The organism is Paracraurococcus lichenis (assembly GCF_030657435.1).
Classification (GTDB): Bacteria; Pseudomonadota; Alphaproteobacteria; order Acetobacterales; family Acetobacteraceae; genus Paracraurococcus; species Paracraurococcus lichenis.
Window position 1 is genome coordinate 36,745 of the sequence record NZ_JAUTWS010000025.1, and the last position, 24,014, is coordinate 60,758.

A 24,014-nucleotide genomic window follows, 5' to 3' on the forward strand; every position below is an offset into this window, starting at 1 on the left:
GGATGCCCATGCTCTACTGGACCCTGATCTTCCTCGTCATCGCCCTGGTGGCCGGACTCTTCGGCTTCGGCGGCATCGCCTCGGCCTCGGCCGGCATCGCCAAGATCCTCTTCGCCATCTTCCTCGTGCTCTTCCTGGTCTCGCTGATCTTCGGCGCGGTCCGCGGGGTCTGACGGGGGACGGAGGATGCGGCGGCGCGCGGCGCTGATCCTGGCGGGGCTGGCGCTGCCAGCCGCCGCGCGGGCGCAGGGCTCCGCGCCGCGGCCGCGCGGCGAGCTCTGGTTCGACCCGACCCAGCTCCCCTCCTTCACCGGGACGGTGGAGCGCTACCTGCCCAACCCCCGCGGGGAGACCGATGCGCTGATTTTCCGTGAGGGGCCGCAGATCGTCTTCCCGCCCGATGTCGCGGATGCCGTGCGGCAGGCCGCGCCCGCCGGCCGGCCCCTCGTCGTCTGGGGCATCCGCGCGCGCAACGCGCCGGTGATCACCATGCTGGCCTTCGCGCCCGCCAGCGACCAGCCGCCGACCGTGGTCGACCGTCTCTACTGGCGGCTCGGCGGCCGCCTGCCGCAGGAGCGGGCGACGCAGCTCACCGTCTCCGGCACGGTGAAGCAGCCCTACTACGCCCCGCAGGGCGAGGTGGCCGGCGCCATCCTCGAGGACGGCACCGTCGTGCTGGTGCCGCAGGGCACTGCCGAGGGCGTGAAGGACCTGCTGAAGGCGGGCGCGACGCTCACCGCTGAAGGCATGGGGCAGGCCGGTGAGGGCGGCCGCGCCCTGCTCGCCGGCGCGCTCGGCGAGAGCCCCGAGGCGCTGAAGCCGATCGCCCCGCCGCGCTGAGGCCACCATGACACCGACCGATCCCCCGCCGGACCCGAGGCCGGACGGCTTCCTGCGCCGTTTCGCCAGGCTCTCCGCCCTCTACTTCAACGGCGACCAGAAATGGCGCGCGCGCGGGCTGGCCGCCGGCGTGCTCGGCCTGACGTTGCTGCAGATCCTCGTCCAGGTGCGGTTCAACATCTGGAACCGCGACTTCTTCAACGCGCTCGAGAACCGCGACCGCGACGCCTTCTTCGGCCAGATGGGGCTGTTCCTCGGCCTCACCCTCGCCAGCATGGTGACCGCGGTCTACCAGCTCTATGTCCGGCAATTGCTGCAGCTTCACTGGCGGGAATGGCTGGTCTTCCGGCTGCAGCGCCGCTGGCTGGAGAATGGCCGGCACTACCAGCTCAACTTCCTCGACGGCGCGGCCGACAACCCGGACCAGCGCATCAGCGAGAATACCCGCGCCGCCACCGCCATGGCGGTGGACCTCGCGGTCGGGCTCGTCACCTCGGTCCTGATGCTCCTCTCCTTCGTCGGCATCCTCTGGACCCTGTCGGGCCCGCTGCATGTCGCCCTCGACGCGACCGAGTTCGACATCCCGGGCTACATGGTCTTCGCCGCGCTGCTCTACGCCTTCATCGGCAGCTTCCTGACCTGGCGCATCGGCGGGCCGATGGTCGAGGCGAATATCCGCCGCAACGAGGCCGAGAGCGACCACCGCTTCGCCCTGGTGCGGCTGCGCGAGAGCAGCGAGGGCGTCGCGCTGATCCGCGGCGAGGCGGACGAGGAGCGCGGGCTGCGCCAGGCCTTCGGGCATGTGGTGCAGGTGATGCGCGACCTGATGCGCAGCGAGCGCAACCTGATGTGGCTGACCAGCGCCTATGGCATGCTGCTGACGGTCTTCCCGGTGCTGGTGGCGAGCCCGCGCTTCTTCTCGGGCGCCATCACCCTCGGCGTGCTGATGCAGATCTCCTCCGCCTTCGGGCAGGTGACGACGAGCCTCAACTGGTTCGTGGACAACTTCCCCCGCCTCGCCGACTGGCGCAGCCATGTGGAACGGGTGGTCGAGCTGGAGGACACGCTCGAGGCCGAGCAACTCGCCGAGGTCGAGGGCGGAATTGCGGTGGTCGAGGATCCGGGCGCGGCGGCGCTGGTCTTCCGCGACCTGCAGATCGCGCAATCCGACGGCAGCACCCTGATCGCCGAGGCCAATGCCGAGATCGCGGCCGGCGAGAAGGTGCTGATCGTCGGCGAGAGCGGGACGGGCAAGTCCACCCTGTTCCGCGCCATCGCCGGCCTCTGGCCCTGGGGCCGGGGCGAGATCCGCATCCCGCCGCGCGCGCAGATGATGTTCATGCCGCAGCGGCCCTACCTGCCGCTCGGGACCCTCGCCGCCGCGCTGGCCTATCCGGAGCCGCCCAAGCGCTTCGCGCGCGCGGCGCAGGCGGCGGCGCTGACGCGCTGCGGGCTCGAACACCTGGTGCCGCGGCTCGACGAGACGGAGCGCTGGGACCGCATCCTCTCGCTCGGCGAGCAGCAGCGGCTCGCCTTCGCCCGCCTGTTGCTGCACCGGCCGCGCTGGGTCTTCATGGACGAGGCGACGGCCGCCCTCGACGAGGCCAACCAGGACGCGATGATGCGGCTGTTCCCGGAGGAACTGGCCGGCAGCGCGCTGCTCTCGATCGGCCACCGGCCGGGACTCGATGCCTATCACGACCGTACGCTGACCCTGGTGCGCGGCACCGAGGGGGCGCGGCTGACGGCCCGTCGCCGCCGCGCGGCGCCGGCGCGGGGCGGCGAGGGCGCGCCGGGGCCGGCGGCGGGTAGCGGCGGGCTGCGGCGGCTGCTGCGGGGTGCGCGGTAGGGGCGCTCAGTCGTCCCTGCCGCCGGGCGTCTCGTCCGTGACGCCCGGCCGGTCGGGGTAGAGGTCCGAAGGCACCTTCGCCTTCGGGTTCTGCGTCCGGTTTCCCTGCTGGACCTTCTCGGCGGTGGTGGGGGAGGCGGGGTCGGCGGTGTTCATCCGCTCGCGGTTCCCGGTCGGCGACTCGGCCATGCGCTGTCTCCTGCTGTCGGTGGGGGAACGCGGCGGCGGCGCGGAAGTGCTACGGTCCGGACCATGACGGAGCCGGAGGAGGAGTTGCCGCCCGAGGCCGCGGCCGCGCTGCTCGGCCTGTCGCGCCTGGCATTGCAGCGCCTGCTGGATCGCGGGCTGCTGCCCGGCCTCGGCCGCGCGGCGCTGCTGGCCTGGCGCGACCGGCAGGCGGCGGTCCGGCGCGATGCGCTCGCCGCGCTGGCCCGGCTCTCGGCGGCACATGACCTCTGACCCGCCTGCCGTCGCGCTGCTCGATGCCTGCGTGCTGTTCCGCGGTCGGGTGACGGACCTGCTGCTGCATCTGGCGGAGGCCAGGCTGTTCGAGCCCGCCTGGTCGCCCACCATCGCGGCGGAGTGGACGCGTGGCCTCGCGCGCCGCCGCGGCGTGACGGCCGTGGCGATCGAGGCCCGCGCGGCGCTGCTGGACGCCGCCTTCCCCGCCGCAGCGTGCACCCCCGATCCGGCGCTGGTCGAGGCGGTTGCCGACCGCTGCCGCAACGCGGCGCAGCGAAAGGACGCGCATGTGGTCGCGGCGGCGCTGGCGGCCGGGGCGCGCTCGATCGTGACGGAGAACACCGCCGACATGCCGCCCCGGCTGCTCACGGGATTCGGGCTGCACGCGCTGCGGCCGGATGAATTCTGCGCGGGCCTCCTGGCGGCGGCGCCGGCGAAGGTCCGCGCGGCGCTCGACCGGCACCGCGCCGGGCTGCCCCCGCCGCAGGATGCGCCGGAGGGCTACCGCGCCCTGCTGGCGAGCCGGAGGCTCTCCCTGCCGCGGACCGCGGCGCTGCTGGCGGCGCCGCCTATCCCAGCCTGAGCCTTGCCTCGGTCGCCAGCCGGTCCGCCCGTTCGTTCATCGGGTCGCCGGCATGGCCGCGCACCCATTTCCACTCGACCTCGTGCGGCTTGGCCGCGGCCAGCAGGCGCTGCCACAGCTCCATGTTCGCCACCGGGTCCTTGGCCGCGTTGCGCCAGTTGTTGCGCACCCAGCCATTGATCCAGCGGCTGATGCCGTTGCGGACATATTCGCTGTCGGTGTGCAGCACCACTTTGCAGGGGCGCTTCAGCGCCTCCAGCGCGCTGATCGCCGCCGTCAGCTCCATGCGGTTGTTGGTCGTGGCCGGGTCGCCGCCCGAAAGCTCCCGCTCGACCTCGCCGTATCGCAGGATCGCCGCCCAGCCGCCCGGGCCCGGGTTCGGCTTGCAGCCGCCATCGGTCCAGATCTCGACCGACTGCCGCTCCTCAGGCGCCAAGGGAGGCCGCTCCGGTGGCATGCGCGAAGAAGCGCAGCTTGCGCAGGTATTCCAGCGGATCCTTACGGGTCACCAGCGCGCCCGCCGGCGTCGCCGTCCAGTCATAGAGGCGGGTCAGCAGGAAGCGGATCGCGGCGCCGCGGCACAGCACCGGCAGCGCCGCCCGCTCCGCCGCCGAGAGCGGCCGCAGCTTCTGATAGGCCGAGAGCAGGGCATGCGCCTTGGTCACGTTGTAGGATCCGTCCGGCTCGAAGCACCAGGCATTCAGGCAGACCGCGATGTCGTAGGCCAGCAGGTCGGTGCAGGCGAAGTAGAAGTCGATCAGGCCGGAGACGCGCGGGCCGCCCTCGGCATCGAGGAAGAAGACGTTGTCCGGGAAGAGGTCGGCATGGATCTGCCCGGTCGGCAGCACCCCCTCCGCCGGCCAGGCCGCCCGGATGGCGGCCAGCGCCGCATCGAGTTCCGCGACCAGCCCGGGCTGCACCGCGTCGCCCCCCGGCCGGCAGCGCTCCAGCAGCGGGCCCCAGGAGGCGGGGCCGAGGCCGTTCGGCCGGACCTCGTCGAAATCGGCGCCGGCCAGGTGCAGCCGCGCCAGCGCCGCGCCGAGCGGCGCGCAATGCTCCGGCCGGACGCGCCGCGGCCAGACGCCGGGGAGGAAGGTACAGATCGCCGCCGGCCGCCCCGCCAGGCTGCGCAGCGCCTGGCCGTCCCGCGCCTTCACCGGCAGCGGGCAGTCGATCCCGCGCGCCGCCAGGTGCTCCATCAGCGCCAGGAACCAGGGCAGCTCGCGCGGGTCCACCCGCCTCTCGTAGAGGGTCAGGATGAAGTCGCCGGCCTCGGTCTTGAGGGCATAGTTCGAGTTCTCGACGCCCTCCGCGATGCCGCGGAAGGCGCGGAGCGCGCCGAGGGGGTAGTCGGCGAGGAAGGCGCGCAGCGCCTCGTCCGTGACTTCGGTATAGACGGCCATGCCGGCGCTTCTAACGCGACCGTGCGCGCGCGCCCATGGGCTGTTGCAGGCCGCCCCGATTCGGGGCTTCGCGTGCTCCGCTGCGGGGCCGCGTCACGCGTGCAGCCCGGCCGGCAGCTTGAAGGTGATCCGCTCCTCCGCGACCACCACCTCCTCGATCACCACCTCGAATCGCTCCCGCAGCCGGGCCAGCACCTCCTCCACCAGCACCTCCGGCGCGCTGGCGCCGGCGGTGATGCCGATGGTGGCGAGGCCCTGCGCCAGGCCGAGGTCGAGGTCGCGGCCGCGCTGGACCATCACCGCCTTCGGGCAGCCGGCGCGCTCGGCCACCTCCACCAGCCGGAGGGAGTTTGAGGAATTGGGCGCCCCCACCACCACCATCAGCTCCGCCCGCGGGGCGATGGCCTTCACCGCCGCCTGGCGGTTGGTGGTGGCGTAGCAGATATCCTCCTTCGCCGGGGCGTGGATGTCCGGGAAGCGCGCCCGCAGCGCCGCCACGATGCCGGCGGTGTCGTCCACCGAGAGGGTGGTCTGGGTGATGAAGGCGAGCGGCACGTCGGCCGGCACCGCGACGCTGCGGGCATCCGCCTCGTCCTCGACCAGGGTCACCGTGCCCTCGGGCAACTGTCCCATGGTGCCGACCACCTCGGGGTGGCCGGCATGGCCGATCAGCAGGATGTGGCGGCCGCGGGTGAAATGCTGCTCCGCCTCCCGGTGCACCTTGCTGACCAGCGGGCAGGTCGCATCGAGATAGAAGAGCTTGCGGCGGGAGGCCTCGGCCGGGACGGATTTCGGCACGCCATGCGCCGAGAAGACCACGGGCGCGTCGTCCGGCACCTCGTCCAGTTCCTCGACGAAGATGGCGCCCTGGCGTTCCAGGCTTTCGACAACGAAGCGGTTGTGGACTATCTCGTGCCGGACATAGACGGGCGCGCCGTAGCGGCGGATGGCCTCCTCGACGATCTTGATGGCGCGGTCCACGCCGGCGCAGAAGCCGCGCGGGCCGGCCATCAGGACGTTCAGGCGGGGCCGGCCACGGCCGGCAGCGCTGGAGCGGTCGGGGATGATCTGGTCCATGGGTCGGGTTCGCTCGCGGGCCGCGGTGGTGCCAGGCCGTGCGGCCGGCGGGCAGTGTGCCCTGTGGCCCGGCACACTAGCCGCCGGGTCATCGGGCTCAAGGGGGAAGATGGGGATGGGGTGGAGGTTTGTCCTGGCTGCGCTGCCGTTGCTGGCTCTTTTGGGATGCGGCAACAACACCAACCAGCGATTGCCGCTGGCCTGCCCGCGCCCGGGCCTGCTGGCGGAGGGGGCGGACCTCACCCGCTACCGGCCCGGCGCGGTGCGGGACCTGACGACGCTGGAATGGGATGCGCGGCTCACCGGCATTAGCGGCGGCTGCAATCCGGGGCGCGGCAACCGGTCGGTGGACGTCACGCTGACCGCCGGCTTCTCGGTGGAGCGCGGGGTCGGCGCCGAGAGCCGGGCGGTGGACCTGCCCTGGTTCGTCGCGGTGGTCGACGCGAATGACGAGCGGATCCTGAACCGCCGGAGCTTCACGGACCGCGTGGTCTTCGGCCGCAACGAGACCCGGCTCTCCGTGCAGAGCGAGCCGATCACGCTCTCCCTGCCGGTCGGCGAGAATCGCCGCGCCACGGACTACCGAGTCCTGGTCTCCTTCGAGCTCACGGCGGAGGATCTGGAGCTCAATCGCCGGCGCGGTCCGCGGTAGCGGGCCGCTTCCTCGCCGGGGTGCGCCACTCGCTGCGGCGACGTCATTTGTGCGCCCCGGCGGTTGCGCCGGCGGGGCAGGGCGCGGTAGAGGAAGAGACCCGCAGATCCCGCGCGGGAGAGAGGGGCAGGCCCCGTCAGGCATCCTGACAGGCCGGCCTCCGCCGAAGGCGCAACCGGCCCCCGGAAACGCTCAGGCAGAAGGGCCGCGCGGGGAAGGGACCTCTGGAAAGCCCGCGGCCGCAAGGCTTCGGCACCGACGGAGTAAGGTCCCCGGGAGGAGGGGACCGAATCTCTCAGGTCACGGGACAGAGGGGGGCCACGGACTAGCAACCAGCGCCGCGATCGCGCGGCCGGGGGACCCGTGGCAGAATCCGAATCGCTTCTCGAGACCCCGTTGGGGGACCTGCATCGCAGCCTCGGCGCGCGCATGGTGCCCTTCGCCGGCTATGCCATGCCGGTGCAGTACCCGGCCGGGATCATGGCCGAGCACCTGCATTGCCGCAGCGCCGCCGCGCTCTTCGACGTCTCCCATATGGGCCAGGCGGAACTGGTCGGCGCCCAGGGGACGCAGGATGCGGCGGCGGCGCTGGAGCGCGTCACGCCCGCCGACATCCGGGGCCTGAAGCCGGGGCGGCAGCGCTACGGCCTGCTGATGACGCCCGATGGCGGCATCTTCGACGACTTCATGGTCTCGAACATCGGCGACCGGCTGGCGCTGGTGGTGAATGCCAGCCGCAAGCACCTGGACTTCCCGCTGATCGAGCAGGCGCTGCCGGCCGGCGTCTCGCTGCGCCCGCTGCCGGACCGCGCGCTGCTGGCGCTGCAGGGGCCGGGCGTCGCGGCGCTGATGCAGGACCTCTGCCCGGCGCTCGCCGCGCTCTCCTTCATGGGCGTGGCACAGGCCGAGATCGCCGGCATCCCGGTGCTCGCCAGCCGCTCCGGCTACACGGGCGAGGACGGGTTCGAGATCAGCGTCGCCGCCGACCGGGCCGAGGCGCTGGCGAAGGCGCTGCTGGCCCGGCCGGGCGTGCAGCCCGCCGGTCTCGGCGCGCGCGACTCGCTGCGGCTCGAGGCCGGGCTCTGCCTCTACGGCCAGGACATCGACGAGACGACGAGCCCGGTCGAGGCCGCCCTGGTCTGGTCCATCGGCAAGCGCCGCCGCATGGACTGGGACTTCCCCGGCGCGGAGCGGGTGCGGCAGGAACTGGCGGATGGCCCGCGGCGCCTGCGCGTCGGCCTCAGGCCGGAAGGCCGCCAGCCCGCCCGCGCCCATACCCCGATCCAGGCGGCCGACGGCATGCCGGTGGGCGAGGTCACCTCCGGCGGCTTTGGCCCCTCGCTGAACGGCCCGATGGCCATGGGCTATGTCGCCCGCCCCTATGCCGGGGACGGCACCGCGCTGGAACTGCTGGTGCGCGGCAAGGCCCTGCCGGCCCGTGTCGTGCCCACCCCTTTCCATCCCCATCGCTACAAGCGCTGACCCCCCATCCTCTTACCGAGAGAGCCCGTGAGATGAGCGAACTGCGTTTCACCAAGGATCACGAATGGGTCCGGCTGGAGGGTGACGTCGCCACCATCGGCATCACCGACCATGCGCAGAACGCGCTGGGCGACGTGGTCTTCGTGGACCTGCCGGAGGTCGGCCGCACGGTCGCGGCCGAGGAGGCCTGCGCCGTGGTGGAGAGCGTCAAGGCGGCCTCCGACGTCTATGCCCCGATCGCCGGCGAGGTGGTCGAGACCAATGCGGCGGTCGGCGAGAATCCCGCGCTGATCAACAGCGCGCCGACGGGCGAGGGCTGGTTCTTCCGGTTGCGCGTGCAGGACCCGGCCGAGGTCGCCGCGCTGATGGATGCCGATGCCTATGCCGCCTTCGTGGAGACGCAGGCGTGAGCGTTCTGGACGACCTCGCGCAGCTCGAGGACCGCGGCGAATTCGCCCGCCGGCATATCGGCCCGGGCGCCGACGACATCGCGGCGATGCTGAAGCTGGTCGGCGCGGCGAGCCTGGAGGAGATGGCGGCGCGCACCCTGCCCGCGGCCATTGCCGGCGCCGACCTCTCGGCCCTGCCGCCGCCGGCGACGGAGGCGGAAGCGATTGCGGAACTTCGGGCCCTTTCCGAGCGGAATACTCGGAAGAAATCGCTGATCGGCCTCGGCTACCACGGCACCCATGTGCCGCCGGTGATCCTGCGCAACGTGCTGGAGAATCCGGGCTGGTACACCGCCTATACACCCTACCAGGCGGAGATCGCGCAGGGGCGCCTCGAGGCCCTGGTGAATTTCCAGACCATGGTGGCGGAACTGACCGGCCTGCCGGTCGCCAATGCCTCCCTGCTGGATGAGGCGACGGCGGCGGCCGAGGCCGTAGCGCTGGCGCATGCCGCGCACAAGGGCAAGAGCGGCACGCTGCTGGTCTCGGCCGGCATCCTGCCGCAGACCCTGGCGGTCGTCCGCGTCCGCGCCGAGGCGGTGGGGATCACCGTGAAGGTCGCCGATGACGCGGCGGACATCGCCGCCGAGAAGCCCTTCGCCGTGCTGATGCAGTATCCCGACCGCGGCGGGCTGGTGCGCGACCTGCGGCCGGTGATCGAGGCGGCGCATGCCGCCGGCGCGCTGGCCATCGTCGCCGCCGATCCGCTGGCGCTGACGCTGCTTACCCCGCCGGGCGAGATGGGCGCCGATGTCGTCATCGGCTCCACCCAGCGCTTCGGTGTGCCGCTCGGCTATGGCGGGCCGCATGCCGGCTACATGGCGGTCAAGGACGCGCTGAAGCGCCTGCTGCCGGGGCGGCTGGTCGGCGTCTCGGTGGATGCGGCGGGCAGCCCGGCCATGCGCCTCGCCCTGCAGACACGCGAGCAGCACATCCGGCGGGAGAAGGCGACCTCCAACATCTGCACCGCGCAGGTGCTGCTGGCCGTCATGGCCGGCATGTACGCGGTGTGGCACGGGCCGGAGGGGCTGCGGCGCATCGCCCGGCGCGTCGCGCTGCAGGCCCGCATCCTGGCTGCGGCCGCGCGGCAGGGCGGCCATGCGCTGGTGCACGAGGCCTTCTTCGACACCATCCGCATCCGGGCCGGCGAGCGTGCCGAGGCGCTGATGCAGGGCGCTGTCGCGCGCGGCTTCAACCTGTGGCGCGAGGGCGAGGAGATCCAGATCGCCCTCGACGAGACCGTCACGCGGGACGACCTCGCCTCGCTCGCCGAGTTGCTGGGCGCGGGCGACCTCGCCTCGCTGGCCCCGGTCGGCGGGCTGCCGCAGGCGCTGGCGCGGACCACGCCCTTCTGCACGGCCGAGGTCTTCAACAGCCACCACTCCGAGCATGCGATGCTCCGCTACCTCAAGCGGCTGGAGGACAAGGACGTCGCGCTGAACCGCAGCATGATCCCGCTGGGATCCTGCACCATGAAGCTGAACGCGACGGCGGAGATGATCCCGGTCACCTTCCCGGGTTTTTCCGACGTTCACCCCTTCGTGCCGGCCGATCAGGCTGCGGGATACCTGGAGATGATCCGGCGGCTCGAGTCCTGGCTCTGTGGGGTCACCGGCTTCGCCGCCGTCTCGCTGCAGCCGAATGCCGGCAGCCAGGGCGAGTATGCCGGGCTGCTGGCGATCCGCGCCTTCCACAAGGCGCGCGGCGAGGCGCAGCGCGACATCTGCCTGATCCCCTCCTCCGCGCATGGCACCAATCCGGCCAGCGCCGTCATGGCGGGCATGAAGGTGGTGGTGGTCGGCTGCGACCGCGACGGCAATGTGGACGTCGCCGACCTGCGGGCGAAGGCGGAGCAGCACGCGGAGCGTCTCGCGGCGCTGATGATCACCTATCCCAGCACGCATGGCGTCTTCGAGGAGGCGATCCGCGAGATCTGCGCCCTGATCCACGAGAAGGGCGGCCAGGTCTACATGGATGGCGCCAACATGAATGCGCAGGTCGGGCTGACCTCGCCGGCCGCCATCGGCGCCGATGTCTGCCACCTCAACCTGCACAAGACCTTCTGCATCCCGCATGGCGGCGGCGGGCCGGGCGTGGGCCCGATCGGCGTCGCGGCGCATCTCGCGCCGCACCTGCCGAACCACCCGCTGCACCCCGAGGCGGGGCCGGCGACCGGCTATGGCCCGGTCGCGGCGGCGCCCTTCGGCAGCGCGGCCATCCTGCCCATCTCCTACGCCTATATCCGGATGATGGGCGCCGAGGGGCTGACGCGGGCGACGGCGGTGGCGATCCTCAACGCCAACTACGTGGCGAAGCGGCTGGAGGCGCACTACCCCGTGCTCTATCGCGGTGCGCGCGGCATGGTGGCGCATGAATGCATCCTCGACTGCCGCGGCTTCCAGCAGGGTGGCGGCGTGCTGGTCGAGGACATCGCCAAGCGGCTGCAGGATTACGGCTACCACGCCCCGACCATGTCCTGGCCAGTGGCCGGCACGCTGATGGTGGAGCCAACCGAGTCCGAGCCGAAGGAGGAACTGGACCGCTTCTGCGACGCCATGATCGCCATCCGCGCCGAGATCCGGGCGGTGGAGCAGGGGCGCGCGGACAAGGCGGACAACCTGCTGAAGAACGCGCCGCACACCGCCGCCGAGGTGATGGCGACGGAATGGACGCATCCCTACACACGCGAGGAGGCCGCTTTCCCCGCCCCCTTCGTGCGCGCCCACAAGTACTGGCCGCCGGTCAAGCGCGTGGACAATGTCCATGGCGACCGCAACCTGGTCTGCACCTGCGCGCCGCTCGAGGACTATGCGCAGCAGATGCAGTTGCAGGCGGCGGAGTGACCGGAGCAGGATCGCCCGAGGCCGCTCCGGCCGAAGGGCGTGAATCCTGCGACCAGAAGACCGGAGCAGGATCGCCCGAGGCCGCTCCGGCCGAAGGGCGTGAATCCTGTGACCGGCCGGGATGGCCGGAAGGCCCGGTGCCGGAGGGGGAGAGGCCCTGGAAGACCCTCTCCCGCCGGGAAGTAGTGCGCAACCGCCACCTGAACCTGGATGCCGAGGCGGTCGAGACGAGTACCGGCGCCGTGCTCGACCCCTACTGGATCATGTCCTATCCGGACTGGGTACTGGTGGTGGCGCTGACGCCGGAGGACCAGCTGGTGCTGGTGCGGCAATGGCGCCAGGGCGCCAAGGCCTGGGTTCTGGAGCCGCCGGGCGGCGTCATGGACCCGGGCGAGGATGCCTGCACCACGGCGGCGCGCGAGTTGCGGGAGGAGACGGGCTACGAGGCCGGCTCATGCCGCCTGATCGGCTCCCTCTGGTCCGACCCGGCGCACAATACCAACCGCGTGCATGTCGTCCTGGCGGAAGGCGCGATGGCGACCGGCGCGCATGACCGCGAGGCCGGCGAGGAGATGGAGACCGTGACCTTGCCGGTCGCCGAGGCGGTGGCCGGCGTGACGCGCGGGATGTTCGTCCACGCCATGCATCTCGGCGGCCTGCTGCTCGCGCTGCAGGCCGCCGGCCGGATTCGGTTCTGAGGCGCTACTCCGCCGCGGCGGCCGCGGCCGGCGCCGCCGCCAAGCGGAAGCCCTCATAGCCCCGGGCGGCGATCTCGTCGCACCGCTCGCGGTAGGCGCCGACGCCGCCGATATAGGGCATGAAGACCCGCGGCTTGCCCGGGATGTTCGCGCCCATGTACCAGGAGGCCGCTGTCGGGTAGAGTGTGCGGTTGGCGACCTCCTCGCCATGCGCCACCCAGTCCTCCTGCGCCGCCTCCGTCGCCTCCACGCAGGTCAGCCCGCGCGCCTGCATGTGCGAGAGCAGGCCGGTGATCCAGTCCACGTGCTGCTCGATCGAGACGATCATGTTCGACAGCACGGAGGGGCTGCCGGGCCCGGTGATCGTGAAGAGGTTGGGGAAGCCCGCGACCTGCAGGCCGAGATAGCTGCGCGGCCCGTGCTCCCAGACCTGCGAAAGGCGTGTGCCGCCGCGGCCCTCGAAGTCGATCTTCAGCAGCGCGCCGGTCATGGCATCGAAGCCGGTGGCGAAGACGATGGCGTCGAAGTCGAGGCTTTCCGCCGAGGTGCGGATGCCGGTCGCGGTGATCGTCTCGATCGGCGTCTTCCGCAGGTTCACAAGCCGCACGTTCGGTCGGTTGTAGGTCTCGTAGTAGTTCGTGTCGACGCAGATGCGCTTGGTGCCGATCGGGTGGTCTTTCGGCGCCAGGGCCTCGGCCGTCTCCGGGTCCTTGACCATCTGGCGGATCTTGCTGCGGACGAACTCGGCGGCGGTGTCGTTCGAGGCCTTGTTGAGGATCAGGTCGTGATAGGCGCCCATGAAGGCGGTGCCGCCATTCGCCCAGCGCCGCTCGTATTCCGCCTGGCGCTCCGCCTCGCTCGCCTCGACGGCCGATTGCGGGTTGATGTCGTAGAGGATGCCGGTGCGCATCATGCGCGCCTGCAGGCGTTTGCTGCGATAGTCGTCCTTCCACCAGCGCTCGTATTCCGCGTCCATCGGGGCGTTGCGGGACGGGATGGAGAAATTTGGCGTGCGCTGGAAGACGGTGACCTGCGCCGCCTCCTCGGCGATCACGGGGATGGCCTGGATCGCGGAGGACCCGGTGCCGATCACGGCGACCCGCTTGCCGGTGAAGTCGACCTTCTCGTGCGGCCACCAGCCGGTGTGGTAGGTCTCGCCCTTGAAGTCGTCGATGCCGGCGATGTCCGGCAGGCGGGCGGCGGAGAGGCAGCCCGTCGCCATGACGCAGAAGCGGGCCGAGACGACCTCGCCCTTGTCCGTCGTGACGGTCCAGCGGTCGGCGGCTTCGTCATAGGTGGCGCTCGCCACCTTCGTCTCGAAATGGATGTCGCGGCGCAGGTCGAAGCGGTCGGCGACATGGTTGGCGTAGCGCAGGATCTCCGGCTGGGCCGCGAAGCGCTCGGACCACTGCCACTCCTGCTGCAGCGCCTCGTCGAAGGAGAAGCTGTACTGCATGCTCTCCACGTCGCAGCGGGCGCCGGGGTAGCGGTTCCAGTACCAGGTGCCGCCGACCCCGTCCGCCGCCTCCAGGATCCGGGCGGTGAGGCCGAGGCCGCGCAGCCGGTGCAGCATGTACATCCCGCCGAAGCCGGCGCCGACGATGACGGCGTCCAGGCTGGCGGGCAGGGTCTTGCTCTCGGGCATTCCTCACTCCGTGGCCGCTTGGGGCCATTGATTGCTAGCTATCTATATCGGCACATGCCGCCGTGCCATCTGTCAACCGGAACCCGCACGCCGGGTTGACCGGCCCCGGCCGCGCTTTACCCTTCGCCGGGTCAGGAACGCCGCGACGCGGGCGAGGGGAGGGACGATTGCAGCAGCCAGGCAGCGCCGGAGGCATGTCCGGCGGATCGGGACCGGAACCGCTGCGCGATCCGGCGAGGCTGCGGCGGGTGCTCTCACCCCGCAGCGTCGCGGTCATCGGCGTCTCGGCCGAGCCCACGCGCTTCGGCGGCCGCACCGTCACGAACCTGGTGGACTTCGCCGGCCCGGTCTGGGGGGTGAACCCGAAATATGCCGGGCAGACCCTGCATGGCCGGCCCTGCCTCGCCTCGCTGGACGAGATCCCGGAAAGCCCCGACTGCGTGCTGATCGCCCTGCCGCGCGAGCAGATGATGCCGGCGGTCGAGGCCTGCATCCGCAAGGGCGCGGGCGGCATCATCGCCTTCGCCTCCGGCTATGGCGAGACCGGCCTGGCCGAGCGCGTGGCGGAGGAGGCGGCGCTGCGCGACCGCTGCCGCGCGGCCGACATGCCGCTGGTCGGTGTCAATTGCCTCGGCATCGTCGACCATGTGCTGAAGGCCGGCGTCACCTTCATGCCGGAATATGTGCGGATGACCGCGCCGCCCGGCGGCGTCGCCATCACCTCGCAGTCCGGCGCGCTGGGTTATGCGCTGATGCAGGCGGCGGAGCGCGGCTTCTCCGTCTGCCACATGGTCACGGCGGGCAATGCCACCGACCTCGATGTCTGCGACCTCGCGGCCTATCAGCTTTCCATGCCGGAATGCCGCGCCGTGGCGCTGGCGGTGGAGGGGCTGCGTGACGGACGGCGGCTGATGCTGCTGGGCGAGGCGGCGCGGAAGGCCGGCAAGCCGATCGTCGCGCTGAAGCTCGGCCGCGGCGATGCGGGGGCGGCCGCCGCGGCTTCCCATACCGGCTCGCTCGCCGGCAGCGCGCTCGCCTGGTCCGCCGCCTTCCGCCGCGCCGGCATGGTGGAGGTGGAGGATTTCGACGCCCTGCTGGAGACGGCTGGCATGTTCGCCAAGGCGCCGCCGCCGAAGGCGAAGGGCGTCGCCATCATCACGCCCTCGGGCGGTGCCGGCATCATGGCTGCCGACCAGGCGGAGGCGCTGGACCTGCCCATGCCGCAGCCCCTGCCGGAGACGGAGGCGGTGCTGCGCGCCGCCATCCCGGATTTCGGCGCGCCGCGCAACCCCTGCGACCTGACGGCGCAGGTCGCCAGCAACCCGGCCAGCTACGACGCCTGCATGGAGGCGATGCTGTCCGACCCGCAATATGGCTGCGCCGTCATCCCGCAGGTCTATTCGCACCATGCGACGACGGTCGGCCGCATGGAATCGCTGCGGCCCTATGCCACGAAATTCGGCAAGCCGCTGCTGATCGCCTGGATCCCCGAGCAGCTCGAGGGGCCGGGCGCGGTGCATGCGGACAGCGTGCCGGAACTGATCCTGTTCCGCTCCATGCGACGGCTGATGCATGCGGTGAAGCTCTGGCACCAGTATTACGACCAGCGGGAGGAGGGCGCGCCGCAGGCGCCGGCGGGCCTCGCGGAGGCGCTGGCGGCGCTGCCGCCCGGCCCCCGCGTGCTGGCCGAGGCGGAGTCGAAGGCGCTGTTCGCCAGGGTCGGCGTGCCGGTGACGGAGGAGCGGCGCGGCGCGAGTGCCGAGGCGGCCGCCGACCAGGCGGTGGCGCTGGGCTTCCCCGTGGTGCTCAAGCTCGACAGTCCGGACATCGCGCACAAGACCGAGGTGGGCGGGGTGAAGCTGCACCTCGGCGACGCGGATGCAGTGCGCGGTGCCTTCGCAGAGATCATGGCCTCGGCGAAGCGGCACGCGCCCGCCGCGCGGTTGGATGGCGTGCTGGTGCAGCCGATGGCGCGCAAGGGCGTGGAGCTGATCCTGGGCGGGCGGCGCGACGGGCAGTTCGGCCCGATGGTGCTGGTCGGCACCGGCGGCGTGCAGGCGGAGCTGTGGAAGGACGTGGCGCTGGACATCGCCCCCGTCACGCCCACGCGGGCCGAGGCAATGCTGCGCAGCCTCAAGGGTTTTCCTTTGCTGGACGGCTTCCGCGGCGCGCCGAAGGCGGACATCGCCGCGGTGGCGCGCGCCGTCTCGGCCTTCTCGGTGCTGCTCGCCGCTGCCGGCGACCGCATCGAGGAAGCCGAAGCGAATCCCCTGATTGCCGGCGAGTGGGGCTGCCTCGCGGTCGATGGATTGGTGAGGTGCGGGGCAGACCCACAGAAATAGAAGGGGGCGCGGGGGAATACCTTCCCCCGCATCTTGGGTGCTGACATGGAAGACCCACGTTCCTGCCACGCCGCGGTCCTCCGCGACATCGGCAAGCCCATGGCGGTCGAGCGCATCGCCATCGGCCCGCTGCAGCCCGGCGACGTGCTGGTGCGGGTCGAGGCCGCCTCGCTCTGCCACACCGATCTCGAGGTGATCGAGGGCCAGTTGGCGCTCAAGCTCCCGGCGGTTCTCGGCCACGAGACGGCCGGGCGCATCGCCGCACTGGGGGAGGGCGTCACCTCCCTCGCGGTCGGCGACCGCGTCGTCCTCTCCTGGAACCCGCATTGCGGCCACTGCTTCCAGTGCAGCCGCGGCAAGCCGATCCTCTGCGAGCCCTATCTCGCCAATGGCCCGAAGGGCCTGCATTTCGACGGAAGGCCGCGGCTTGCCTGCGACGACGGCGGCATGCTGCACCAGTTGATGTATCTCGGCGGCTTCAGCGAATACGTTGTCGTGCCGGCGCAGCAGGCGGTGCGCGTGCCGGCGGCGATCGCGGCCGACCGTGCCTGCCTGCTGGGCTGCGCCGTGATGACCGGCTTCGGTGGCGCGACGCATGTCGCCGATATCGATTGGGGCGCGACTGTCATGGTGATCGGCACCGGTGCGGTCGGGCTCGCCGCCGTGCAGGGGGCACGGCTCGCCGGCGCGGGCCGCATCATCGCCGTCGATCCGAACCCGGCGCGGCGCGCGATGGCGGAGCGCGCCGGTGCCGCCGTGCTGTGCGACCCCAGGGCGGAGGACCCGGCCGCGCTGGCGAAGTCGCTGACGCAGGGGCGCGGCGCCGATGTGGTGATCGAATCCGCCGGCGTGCCCGCCGGCTTCCGCATGAGCGTCGAGGCGGTGCGGCCCGGTGGCCAGGTGGTCTGGCTCGGCAAGCTCGGCGTGCAGGAGGAGGTTGCCTTCCGCTGGGGCGCGCTGATGCAGGAGAAGCGCATCACCCGCAGCAGCTATGGCGGGGCGCGCCCGGCGGAGGACTTCCCGGCGATGGCGCAGGCTTACCTGGACGGCAGGCTGGACCTGGACGGGCTGATCACGGCACGGATTTCGCTGGAGCAGATCAACGAGGGCTTCGCGGCGCTGAAGCGCGGCGAGGCCATCCGGTCGGTGGTGGTGTTTCCATGAAGATCTACGAAGGCGGCCGCGGCCTCGCGGGCGCGCAGGTGACGGTGGATGGCGAGCCGCTGGACCCGCGCTTCGAGGTGAAGACCTTCTCGCCCATGGGCTTCGAATGGACCTATGAGGGCGACGGGCCGCGCCAGCTTGCCCTCGCGCTGCTCTGCGACCATCTCGTCGATCCGCAGCGCGCGCTGCAACTGACCGAGGGGTTCATGCGCTCCGTCGTCGCGGAGCTCGACAATGCCTGGATGCTGACCAGCGAGGAGATCGACGCCGCGCTCGGTACTGGCTGACGGACGAACGGGCCACGCTTGCGAGCCGCATGGAGACGAAACCTCTCCATCGGACCCCGCCTGCGCGGCCCGCCACCTACCCTCCCCAAACTCGGCTCTTTTCTGGCAGTGCGAGTGATATATCTCTCGCGTGCCAAGAGTGTCCCAGGCCTCGCTCCCTGTCAATGCGGAGTGATTGCCTGAACCGCGATGATCCGCGAAAGCTGCACCATGTCCCAAGCCACCTCCACGCGGCGGCGCGCCGGTACGCCGCCGCGCGGCCGCCAGGCCCTGTCCGATGCCGATGCCACCCTGACCGAGCAGGCCTACCGCGCCATCGAGGAAGCGATCGTCACCCTCGACCTCGCCCCCGGGGAGGTGGTCAGCGAGGCGCAGCTTTCGACCCGCCTCGGCTATGGCCGCACCCCGGTACGGGAGGCGCTGCAGCGCCTGGCGCGGGAGAGGCTGGTGCGCATCCTGCCGCGGCGCGGCATCGTCGTTGCCGCGGTGGACGTGGCCGAACAGCTCCGCCTGCTCGAGGTACGGCGGGAGATCGAGCGGCTGATCGCGCGCGCGGCGGCGCGACGGGCCGATCCGGAGCAGCGCGCGGCCTTCCGCGAGATCGCGGAGGGCATGGAGGAGGCCGCGGCGTCGAATGACGAGACGGGCTTCCTCCGCCTCGACCGCGCGCTGAACCTGCTGGTGCTGGAGGCCGCGCGCAACGAGTTCGCCGCCGCCGCCATGGCGCTGATGCATGGCCTGGCGCGGCGCTTCTGGTTCATCCACTGGCGGCGCGCCGCCGGCCTGCCGCAGGCGGCCGCGGTGCATGCGGCGCTGGCGCGCGCCATCGCGGCGGGCGAGGCGGAGCAGGCCGCCGCCGCTTCCGACGCCCTGCTCGACTATATCGAGGCCTTCACGCGCGCGACGCTGGCGCCGGAGCGGTAGTTGACCCTGGCCGCGCGAGACTGATATATCAGCCGCATCCAAGAGGGCAGGAGACGCGCCATGGACGGCATCGGCACCCCATCGGCCGCCGCGCTGAAGCGGGAGCGGCTGTCCCGCCGGCAGCAGGCCTTCCGTGCGGATTTCCGCGCGAGGATCGGGCGGCTCTACCATGGCTGGGCGCATGTCGCGCTGATCTACGCCATCGGCGGCGCGGCCATCTGGTACTGCGCGCGGCAACTCGGCACGCCGGCCTGGTACGAATGGCTGGTGGTGCCGCTCGCCTTCCTCGGCGCCAACGTCTTCGAATGGTGGATCCACAAATACGTCATGCACCGGCCCATCAAGGGCCTGATGGGCATCTACAAGCGGCACACGCTGGCGCACCACCAGTTCTTCACGGAGAACGAGTACACCATCGACAACGCGCGCGACTTCCGCATCGTGTTCTTCCCGCCCTATGCGCTGATCACCTTCCTGGCCATGTCGCTGGTGCCGGCCTTCCTGCTGAACAAGGCGGGCTTCCCGGATGCCGGCTGGCTGCTGCTGATCACCAACACGGCGCTCTACCTCAACTACGAGTTCTTCCACTTCTGCTGCCACGTGAAGGATGACCGTATCGTCCGGCACATCCCCTTCATCAACACCATCCGCCGCCACCACGCCGCGCACCACAACACGGCGATCATGATGGAGCGGAATTTCAACCTGACCTATCCGATCGCCGATTGGCTCTTCGGCACCAGCGATCTCCGGCGCGGGCTGCTCGGCCATCTGCTGAACGGCTACGATTCGCGCTTCCTGCGCAGCGACCTCCGGCGCGTGCGCAACACGCTCGACGACCCGCGGGCCGGCGCGCCGCGCGCGAAGATCGTCGCGGCGGAGTAGCGCGCCATGGCCGCGCTCACGCCGCTCGATGGCGGCGGCATCAAGACCTCCCGTGCCTCGCTGATCGGCGGGATCGCGGTGGCGATCGGCGTCTTCGTGCTCTGGTTGGCGCTGACGCGCGACCTCGGCCTCGCCGGCGCGCTCTCCACCCTCCTCGGCCTCGCGGTCAGCGGCGGCATCGGCCTCTGGATCTGGCGGGCCGACCTGTGAAGCGGCAGCGCGGAGGCGCTGCTACAGTCGGCCGTGAAGCGGTTCCAATCACGGCATTGCAACCACCACTCCTTGGTTCCGTTCCCTAAAGCAAAACAAGGGACCACGGGGGAAGCGAGGGTGGACGAGGACGCTAGACTGCATCTCGGCGGCATCAGCCCGGAGCCGCAGCTTGCCGGCACATCCGCCACGACCGGCTTGCTGAGCGCCCTGCCGGAGGGCTGGGTGATGCTGGGACGCTGCCGGATCGGCACCGCCGGGCCGGCGAGCTATCCGACTGGCTGCTGGGCGCTTGCCCATCCGACCACCGGCATCGCGTTGGTGGATGTCGCGCCGGACGCGACGCCGAATGCCGAGTCGCGCCTGCGCCGGGCGCTGGGGGCGGCGAATTTCTGGCCGGCCTTCCCGGGCTACCTGCCGGTCTGGCACGGGCGCATCGAACTCGCGGCCTGGCGGTCGCTGCCGGGCATCATGGCCGAGGGATTCTCGGAGTTGCCGCCGCTGACGGTGCCGGGCAAGGGGGCCTGGATCGCCGCCGTGCGCATGGCGCTGGCCGAGGATCCCGCCTGGGACGTGCCCGGCGCGCCGCGGGGGACGCGCGTCGCCGCGCTGCCCGCGCCGACGGACGAGAGCGAGGAGGAGGAAGTGGTGCCACCCGCTGCCGCGCGCCGTCCCTTGCGGGGCCATGCGGCATTGCTGGCCGGTTTCGCCGCGACCTTCGTGCTGGGCTTTGCCAGCGGCGCCCTGCTGCTGGGCGGACGCGAGCCGCCGGCTGCGGCTCCTCCGGCCGCGCCGGTGACGCTGGCGCGGCCAGCCGCGCCACCGGCCGCCGCGGTCGCCATCCCGGCGGTCGCGCCCCTCCCGGCGCGAGAGCCGTCGCCGCCGGTGCCGGAGCCGGCCGCAACGATGCCGGCCGCAACGATGCCGGCCGCGACGATGCCTGTCGCGACGATGCCCGTCGCCGCGCCGGTGCCGCCACCGGCCCCCGCCATCGCGCCGCCGGCGGAGCCGGTCACCGAGGCTGCCGCGGTGCCGGCCGCCCCGCTACCCCCGCCGCCGGCGACCGAGGCGGCCGGCGCGGATACGGAGGGGCCGACCGAAACCGCCTCCTTCGCCCTGCCGCTGCCGCCATTGGCGCCAAGGGCACCGGAGCGGAAGGTGAGCCAGGCGCCGCCGCGCATCGACCGTGCCTGCAGCGATGCCCAGTACCGCTTCCAGCAGGGGCTGCCGCTGACGCCGCGGGACGTCGCCTATCTGCGCGAGGGCTGCACCACGCGGCGCTGACCCTGCGACGGCGCGAGGAGGCCGGAGCCTCCTCGGCCGCGATTACCGCAGGCCGGCGTTGACCGCCTCGAGCGCCTTCGCGCCCGGCACCAGCGCCGGGGTGTCCAGCCGGTTCAGCGGCACGTCGACGGTGCCGAGATGGCTGTGCATGTCCTCCGGATCCGGGTCGATATAGAGCAGGCCGGTGACGATCTCGCCCGCCGCCTTGCGCTCGTGCAGGTGGTGCATGGCCGCGACCCGGTCGGTCGGGTCGTATTCCGTGTGCAGCTTGCGCAGCCGCAGCACGCTGCCGTCGTGCTGCGTGACCTCGCGCACCTCGCCCGGGGCATAGTCCGTGGTGATCGCCTCCCGCCCCAGGATGACGTCGAGCTGGTTCATCGCCTCGTTATGCTCGCGGACGAAGTCGTAGGATTTGGTCGAGCCCTCGTGGTTGTTGAAGGCGACGCAGGGGCTGATGCAGTCGATGAAGGCGGGGCCAGGATGCCGCAGCGCGCCCTTGATGAGCGGGACGAGCTGCGCCTTGTCGCCGGAGAAGCTGCGGGCGACATAAGTCGCGCCGAGCTGCAGCGCGATGCCGACGAGGTCGATCGGCTCGTCGGTATTGACCGTGCCCTTCTTGGCCTTGGAGCCCTTGTCGGAGGTCGCGGAGAACTGCCCCTTGGTCAGGCCGTAGACCCCGTTGTTCTCGACGATATAGGTCATGTTCACGGCGCGGCGGATGCTGTGCGCGAACTGGCCGAAGCCGATCGAGGCGCTGTCGCCATCGCCCGAGACGCCGAGATAGATCAGGTCGCGGTTGGCGAGGTTGGCGCCCGTCAGCACGCTCGGCATCCGGCCATGGACCGAGTTGAAGCCGTGTGACGCGCCGAGGAAGTAGTCCGGCGTCTTGGAGGAGCAGCCGATGCCGCTCATCTTGGCGACGCGGTGCGGCTCGATCGAGAGCTCCCAGCAGGCCTGGATGATGGCCGCCGAGATGCTGTCATGGCCGCAGCCGGCGCAGAGGGTGCTGATCGCCCCCTCGTAGTCGCGCCGGGTGAAGCCGAGCTCGTTCACCGGCAGCTTCGGGTGGTGCAGCTTGGGCTTGGGGAGGAAGCTCATTCGGCGGCGGCTCCGGCAAAGGGCACGACCTTGAGCGCCGAGGCGCGGTCGGCAATGGCGGCGCGGATGAAGCGCGCGGTGATCGGTGTGCCGTCATAGTGGAGGACGGGGATCAGCCTGGCGGGGTCAACGTTCCCCTCCGTCATGAGCATGGTGCGGAGCTGGGCATCGCGGTTCTGCTCCACGACGAAGACCCGGTCGTGCCGGGCGATGAAGTCCATGACGTCGTCGTGGAAGGGGAAGGCGCGGATGCGCATGGCATCGAGCTGGATGCCGTCCGCCTCGAGCGCCGAGAGCGCCTCCTTCATCGCGGCGCTGCTGCTGCCGTAATAGATGACGCCCGTCGTCGTCGGTGCGGCGGCGCGGCGCTCCACCGGGCGCGGCACCAGGGACTTGGCGGTGTCGAACTTCCGCAGCAGGCGCTGCATGTTGTCGACATAGGCGGCGCCCGCCTCGGTGTACTTGGCGAAGCGGTCGCGGGAGGTGCCGCGGGTGAAGAAGGCGCCCTTCTGCGCATGGGTGCCGGGATAGGTGCGGAAGGGGATGCCGTCGCCGTCCACGTCGAGGTAGCGACCGAAGGTCCGGCCGGCCTCGAGTTCCTCGGCGGTCATGACCTTGCCGCGGTCGAGCTGGCGGCTGTCGTCCCACTGGAAGGGCTCGCAGAGCCAGTCGTTCATGCCGATATCGAGGTCGAGCAGCACGAAGACCGGCGTCTGCAGCCGGTCCGCGAGGTCGAAGCTGGCCGCGCCGAAGTCGAAGCACTCCCGCGGGTCCTCGGGCAGCAGCACCACATGCTTGGTGTCGCCATGGCTGGCATAGGCCGCCGAGAGCAGGTCGGATTGCTGGGTGCGCGTCGGCATGCCGGTGGAGGGGCCGGCGCGCTGGACATCGAAGATGACGGCCGGGATCTCGGCGAAATAGGCGAGGCCGACGAATTCCTGCATCAGCGAGATGCCGGGGCCGGAGGTCGCGGTGAAGGCCCGGGCGCCGTTCCAGCCCGCGCCGATGACCACGCCGATGGAGGCGAGCTCATCCTCCGCCTGCACGATGGCGTAGCGCTTCTTGCCCGTGTCGGGGTCGGTGCGGAAGCGCTTGCAGTGCCGCTCGAAGGCCTCGGCGAGGGAGGTGGAGGGGGTGATGGGATACCAGGCACAGACCGTAGCACCCCCGTAGACCGCGCCGAGCGCGGCGGCGGCATTGCCCTCCACATAGATCCGGTTGCCGACCGCATCCGTCCGCTGGAGCTGCAGGCCGAGCGGGCATGTGAGGTTCCTCAGCGCCCAGTCGCGGCCCATGTGGAAGGCGTCGCGGTTGGGCTTCGCCAGCTTCTCCTTGCCCTTGTACTGCTCGGCGAGGAGCTGCTCGATCACCGCCGGCTCGATGCCGAGCAGGGCGGAGAGCGCGCCGACATACATGATGTTCTTGAGAAGCTGGCGCTGCCTGGCGTCGGTATAGGCGGTGTTGCAGATCTGGGTCAGCGGGATGCCGATGACCTGCACGTCGTCCCGGAAGCGCGAGGCCGGCATGGGCCGCGTGCTGTCGTAGAGGAGGTAGCCGCCGCTATCAATCTCGGCGATGTCGCGGTCCCAGGTCTGCGGGTTCATCGCGACCATCAGGTCGACGCCGCCGCGCCGGCCCAGGTGACCCTCACCGCTGACGCGGACCTCGAACCAGGTCGGCAGGCCCTGGATGTTGCTCGGGAAGATGTTGCGGGAGGCGATGGGGATGCCCATGCGCAGGATGGACTTGGCGAAGAGCTGGTTGGCGCTGGCCGAGCCGGATCCGTTGACATTGGCGAATTTGACGACGAAGTCGTTGGTGGCGATGCGCGGCATCG

At 71.4% G+C, this 24,014-nt stretch carries 24 protein-coding genes and 2 riboswitches; of the genes, 17 read left to right on the plus strand and 7 right to left on the minus strand.

The features are described from left to right. Positions 1-8 precede the first annotated feature (8 nt). The 3 genes from Q7A36_RS22695 to Q7A36_RS22705 are packed head-to-tail and all read left to right on the plus strand — an operon-like array spanning position 9 to position 2,689. Positions 9-173, plus strand: a complete 165-nt coding sequence (locus tag Q7A36_RS22695; protein ID WP_305106037.1) for a DUF1328 domain-containing protein — start codon at positions 9-11, stop codon at positions 171-173. A gap of 13 nt (positions 174-186) precedes the next feature. Continuing rightward, the gene (locus Q7A36_RS22700; RefSeq protein ID WP_305106038.1) at positions 187-840 is read left to right on the plus strand and encodes a hypothetical protein; all 654 of its coding nucleotides are present in this window, start codon (positions 187-189) and stop codon (positions 838-840) included. A 7-nt stretch (positions 841-847) separates the two neighbouring features. Beyond that, entirely contained in the window at positions 848-2,689 is a 1,842-nt protein-coding gene (locus Q7A36_RS22705; RefSeq protein WP_305106039.1) for an ABC transporter ATP-binding protein/permease, read from the plus strand. 6 nt (positions 2,690-2,695) lie between these two features. On the opposite strand, the gene Q7A36_RS22710 is transcribed toward Q7A36_RS22705, so the two are convergent. Next, positions 2,696-2,878: a hypothetical protein gene (locus Q7A36_RS22710; protein ID WP_305106040.1), complete on the minus strand. Its 183-nt coding sequence runs from the start codon at positions 2,876-2,878 to the stop codon at positions 2,696-2,698. A 63-nt stretch (positions 2,879-2,941) separates the two neighbouring features. On the opposite strand from Q7A36_RS22710, the gene Q7A36_RS22715 reads away from it, so the two are divergent. Together Q7A36_RS22715 and Q7A36_RS22720 are read left to right on the plus strand one after the other, a co-directional pair. After that, complete coding sequence (locus Q7A36_RS22715; RefSeq protein ID WP_305106041.1) at positions 2,942-3,148, plus strand: hypothetical protein; 207 nt, start codon at positions 2,942-2,944, stop codon at positions 3,146-3,148. Beyond that, positions 3,138-3,734, plus strand: coding sequence for a PIN domain-containing protein (locus tag Q7A36_RS22720; RefSeq protein ID WP_305106042.1), 597 nt, complete (start codon positions 3,138-3,140; stop codon positions 3,732-3,734). Before Q7A36_RS22715 ends, Q7A36_RS22720 begins: the two co-directional genes overlap by 11 nt. Here the strand turns inward: Q7A36_RS22720 and rnhA are convergent. The 3 genes from rnhA to ispH all read right to left on the minus strand — a co-directional run bounded on the left by rnhA (position 3,721) and on the right by ispH (position 6,214). Then, positions 3,721-4,191, minus strand: coding sequence for a ribonuclease HI (gene rnhA / locus Q7A36_RS22725; protein WP_370655696.1), 471 nt, complete (start codon positions 4,189-4,191; stop codon positions 3,721-3,723). The two genes, Q7A36_RS22720 and rnhA, sit on opposite strands and share 14 nt — an antisense overlap. Continuing rightward, a complete protein-coding gene (locus Q7A36_RS22730) occupies positions 4,160-5,137 on the minus strand; it encodes a homoserine kinase (protein WP_305106044.1) in 978 nt (325 codons plus the stop codon). The genes rnhA and Q7A36_RS22730 overlap by 32 nt, the downstream gene beginning before the upstream one ends. 93 nt (positions 5,138-5,230) lie before the next feature. Next, entirely contained in the window at positions 5,231-6,214 is a 984-nt protein-coding gene (ispH, locus tag Q7A36_RS22735; protein ID WP_305106045.1) for a 4-hydroxy-3-methylbut-2-enyl diphosphate reductase, read from the minus strand. Between the two features lie 115 nt (positions 6,215-6,329). Here ispH and Q7A36_RS22740 point away from each other — a divergent pair, with 115 nt between their 5' ends. From Q7A36_RS22740 to Q7A36_RS22760, 5 genes are all read left to right on the plus strand, one after another. After that, positions 6,330-6,866 (plus strand): hypothetical protein, encoded by a 537-nt coding sequence (locus Q7A36_RS22740; protein WP_305106046.1) that lies wholly within the window; start codon positions 6,330-6,332, stop codon positions 6,864-6,866. A 104-nt stretch (positions 6,867-6,970) separates the two neighbouring features. Beyond that, positions 6,971-7,084, plus strand: a riboswitch (glycine riboswitch). A gap of 3 nt (positions 7,085-7,087) precedes the next feature. Continuing rightward, positions 7,088-7,180: riboswitch (glycine riboswitch) on the plus strand. Positions 7,181-7,229: 49 nt separating this feature from the next. Then, positions 7,230-8,348 carry a glycine cleavage system aminomethyltransferase GcvT gene (gene gcvT / locus Q7A36_RS22745; RefSeq protein ID WP_305106047.1) on the plus strand — a complete coding sequence of 373 codons (1,119 nt, stop codon included), beginning with the start codon at positions 7,230-7,232 and terminating at the stop codon, positions 8,346-8,348. Between the two features lie 32 nt (positions 8,349-8,380). Beyond that, positions 8,381-8,758 carry a glycine cleavage system protein GcvH gene (gcvH, locus tag Q7A36_RS22750; protein ID WP_305106048.1) on the plus strand — a complete coding sequence of 126 codons (378 nt, stop codon included), beginning with the start codon at positions 8,381-8,383 and terminating at the stop codon, positions 8,756-8,758. Beyond that, positions 8,755-11,640 (plus strand): aminomethyl-transferring glycine dehydrogenase, encoded by a 2,886-nt coding sequence (gcvP, locus tag Q7A36_RS22755; protein WP_305106049.1) that lies wholly within the window; start codon positions 8,755-8,757, stop codon positions 11,638-11,640. Before gcvH ends, gcvP begins: the two co-directional genes overlap by 4 nt. A 137-nt stretch (positions 11,641-11,777) precedes the next feature. Further along, the gene (locus Q7A36_RS22760) at positions 11,778-12,338 is read left to right on the plus strand and encodes an NUDIX hydrolase (protein WP_305106050.1); all 561 of its coding nucleotides are present in this window, start codon (positions 11,778-11,780) and stop codon (positions 12,336-12,338) included. 4 nt (positions 12,339-12,342) lie between these two features. On the opposite strand, the gene Q7A36_RS22765 is transcribed toward Q7A36_RS22760, so the two are convergent. Continuing rightward, positions 12,343-13,983: a flavin-containing monooxygenase gene (locus Q7A36_RS22765; protein WP_305106051.1), complete on the minus strand. Its 1,641-nt coding sequence runs from the start codon at positions 13,981-13,983 to the stop codon at positions 12,343-12,345. Positions 13,984-14,177: 194 nt separating this feature from the next. Between Q7A36_RS22765 and Q7A36_RS22770 the strand changes: the two genes are divergently transcribed. From Q7A36_RS22770 to Q7A36_RS22800, 7 genes are all read left to right on the plus strand, one after another. After that, the gene (locus Q7A36_RS22770; protein ID WP_305106052.1) at positions 14,178-16,325 is read left to right on the plus strand and encodes an acetate--CoA ligase family protein; all 2,148 of its coding nucleotides are present in this window, start codon (positions 14,178-14,180) and stop codon (positions 16,323-16,325) included. Between the two features lie 45 nt (positions 16,326-16,370). Beyond that, complete coding sequence (locus tag Q7A36_RS22775) at positions 16,371-17,489, plus strand: Zn-dependent alcohol dehydrogenase (protein WP_305106053.1); 1,119 nt, start codon at positions 16,371-16,373, stop codon at positions 17,487-17,489. Continuing rightward, on the plus strand, positions 17,486-17,776 hold the full coding sequence (locus Q7A36_RS22780; protein ID WP_305106054.1) for a DUF6166 domain-containing protein: 291 nt from the start codon (positions 17,486-17,488) through the stop codon (positions 17,774-17,776). Before Q7A36_RS22775 ends, Q7A36_RS22780 begins: the two co-directional genes overlap by 4 nt. A gap of 210 nt (positions 17,777-17,986) precedes the next feature. Next, positions 17,987-18,700: a GntR family transcriptional regulator gene (locus tag Q7A36_RS22785; RefSeq protein WP_305106055.1), complete on the plus strand. Its 714-nt coding sequence runs from the start codon at positions 17,987-17,989 to the stop codon at positions 18,698-18,700. Between the two features lie 60 nt (positions 18,701-18,760). Continuing rightward, positions 18,761-19,585, plus strand: a complete 825-nt coding sequence (locus tag Q7A36_RS22790) for a sterol desaturase family protein (RefSeq protein ID WP_305106056.1) — start codon at positions 18,761-18,763, stop codon at positions 19,583-19,585. A 6-nt stretch (positions 19,586-19,591) separates the two neighbouring features. After that, positions 19,592-19,795 carry a hypothetical protein gene (locus tag Q7A36_RS22795; RefSeq protein ID WP_305106057.1) on the plus strand — a complete coding sequence of 68 codons (204 nt, stop codon included), beginning with the start codon at positions 19,592-19,594 and terminating at the stop codon, positions 19,793-19,795. A 120-nt stretch (positions 19,796-19,915) separates the two neighbouring features. Further along, a complete protein-coding gene (locus Q7A36_RS22800) occupies positions 19,916-21,079 on the plus strand; it encodes a hypothetical protein (RefSeq protein ID WP_305106058.1) in 1,164 nt (387 codons plus the stop codon). Between the two features lie 42 nt (positions 21,080-21,121). Here the strand turns inward: Q7A36_RS22800 and Q7A36_RS22805 are convergent, their stop codons facing one another. Beyond that, positions 21,122-22,177 (minus strand): 2-oxoacid:ferredoxin oxidoreductase subunit beta, encoded by a 1,056-nt coding sequence (locus Q7A36_RS22805; protein WP_305106059.1) that lies wholly within the window; start codon positions 22,175-22,177, stop codon positions 21,122-21,124. Next, positions 22,174-24,012 (minus strand): 2-oxoacid:acceptor oxidoreductase subunit alpha, encoded by a 1,839-nt coding sequence (locus Q7A36_RS22810; RefSeq protein WP_305106060.1) that lies wholly within the window; start codon positions 24,010-24,012, stop codon positions 22,174-22,176. Before Q7A36_RS22810 ends, Q7A36_RS22805 begins: the two co-directional genes overlap by 4 nt. Positions 24,013-24,014 lie beyond the last annotated feature (2 nt).

What these genes read in the sequence shown, in the direction of transcription:
- Q7A36_RS22695 (WP_305106037.1), top strand. Translation starts at nt 9, where the DNA reads ATGCTCTACTGGACCCTGATCTTCCTCGTCATCGCCCTGGTGGCCGGA.
- Q7A36_RS22700 (WP_305106038.1), top strand. Translation starts at nt 187, where the DNA reads ATGCGGCGGCGCGCGGCGCTGATCCTGGCGGGGCTGGCGCTGCCAGCC.
- Q7A36_RS22705 (WP_305106039.1), top strand. Translation starts at nt 848, where the DNA reads ATGACACCGACCGATCCCCCGCCGGACCCGAGGCCGGACGGCTTCCTG.
- Q7A36_RS22710 (WP_305106040.1), bottom strand. Translation starts at nt 2,878, where the DNA reads ATGGCCGAGTCGCCGACCGGGAACCGCGAGCGGATGAACACCGCCGAC.
- Q7A36_RS22715 (WP_305106041.1), top strand. Translation starts at nt 2,942, where the DNA reads ATGACGGAGCCGGAGGAGGAGTTGCCGCCCGAGGCCGCGGCCGCGCTG.
- Q7A36_RS22720 (WP_305106042.1), top strand. Translation starts at nt 3,138, where the DNA reads ATGACCTCTGACCCGCCTGCCGTCGCGCTGCTCGATGCCTGCGTGCTG.
- rnhA (WP_370655696.1), bottom strand. Translation starts at nt 4,191, where the DNA reads ATGCCACCGGAGCGGCCTCCCTTGGCGCCTGAGGAGCGGCAGTCGGTC.
- Q7A36_RS22730 (WP_305106044.1), bottom strand. Translation starts at nt 5,137, where the DNA reads ATGGCCGTCTATACCGAAGTCACGGACGAGGCGCTGCGCGCCTTCCTC.
- ispH (WP_305106045.1), bottom strand. Translation starts at nt 6,214, where the DNA reads ATGGACCAGATCATCCCCGACCGCTCCAGCGCTGCCGGCCGTGGCCGG.
- Q7A36_RS22740 (WP_305106046.1), top strand. Translation starts at nt 6,330, where the DNA reads ATGGGGTGGAGGTTTGTCCTGGCTGCGCTGCCGTTGCTGGCTCTTTTG.
- gcvH (WP_305106048.1), top strand. Translation starts at nt 8,381, where the DNA reads ATGAGCGAACTGCGTTTCACCAAGGATCACGAATGGGTCCGGCTGGAG.
- Q7A36_RS22765 (WP_305106051.1), bottom strand. Translation starts at nt 13,983, where the DNA reads ATGCCCGAGAGCAAGACCCTGCCCGCCAGCCTGGACGCCGTCATCGTC.
- Q7A36_RS22770 (WP_305106052.1), top strand. Translation starts at nt 14,178, where the DNA reads ATGTCCGGCGGATCGGGACCGGAACCGCTGCGCGATCCGGCGAGGCTG.
- Q7A36_RS22775 (WP_305106053.1), top strand. Translation starts at nt 16,371, where the DNA reads ATGGAAGACCCACGTTCCTGCCACGCCGCGGTCCTCCGCGACATCGGC.
- Q7A36_RS22780 (WP_305106054.1), top strand. Translation starts at nt 17,486, where the DNA reads ATGAAGATCTACGAAGGCGGCCGCGGCCTCGCGGGCGCGCAGGTGACG.
- Q7A36_RS22785 (WP_305106055.1), top strand. Translation starts at nt 17,987, where the DNA reads ATGTCCCAAGCCACCTCCACGCGGCGGCGCGCCGGTACGCCGCCGCGC.
- Q7A36_RS22790 (WP_305106056.1), top strand. Translation starts at nt 18,761, where the DNA reads ATGGACGGCATCGGCACCCCATCGGCCGCCGCGCTGAAGCGGGAGCGG.
- Q7A36_RS22795 (WP_305106057.1), top strand. Translation starts at nt 19,592, where the DNA reads ATGGCCGCGCTCACGCCGCTCGATGGCGGCGGCATCAAGACCTCCCGT.
- Q7A36_RS22805 (WP_305106059.1), bottom strand. Translation starts at nt 22,177, where the DNA reads ATGAGCTTCCTCCCCAAGCCCAAGCTGCACCACCCGAAGCTGCCGGTG.
- Q7A36_RS22810 (WP_305106060.1), bottom strand. Translation starts at nt 24,012, where the DNA reads ATGCCGCGCATCGCCACCAACGACTTCGTCGTCAAATTCGCCAATGTC.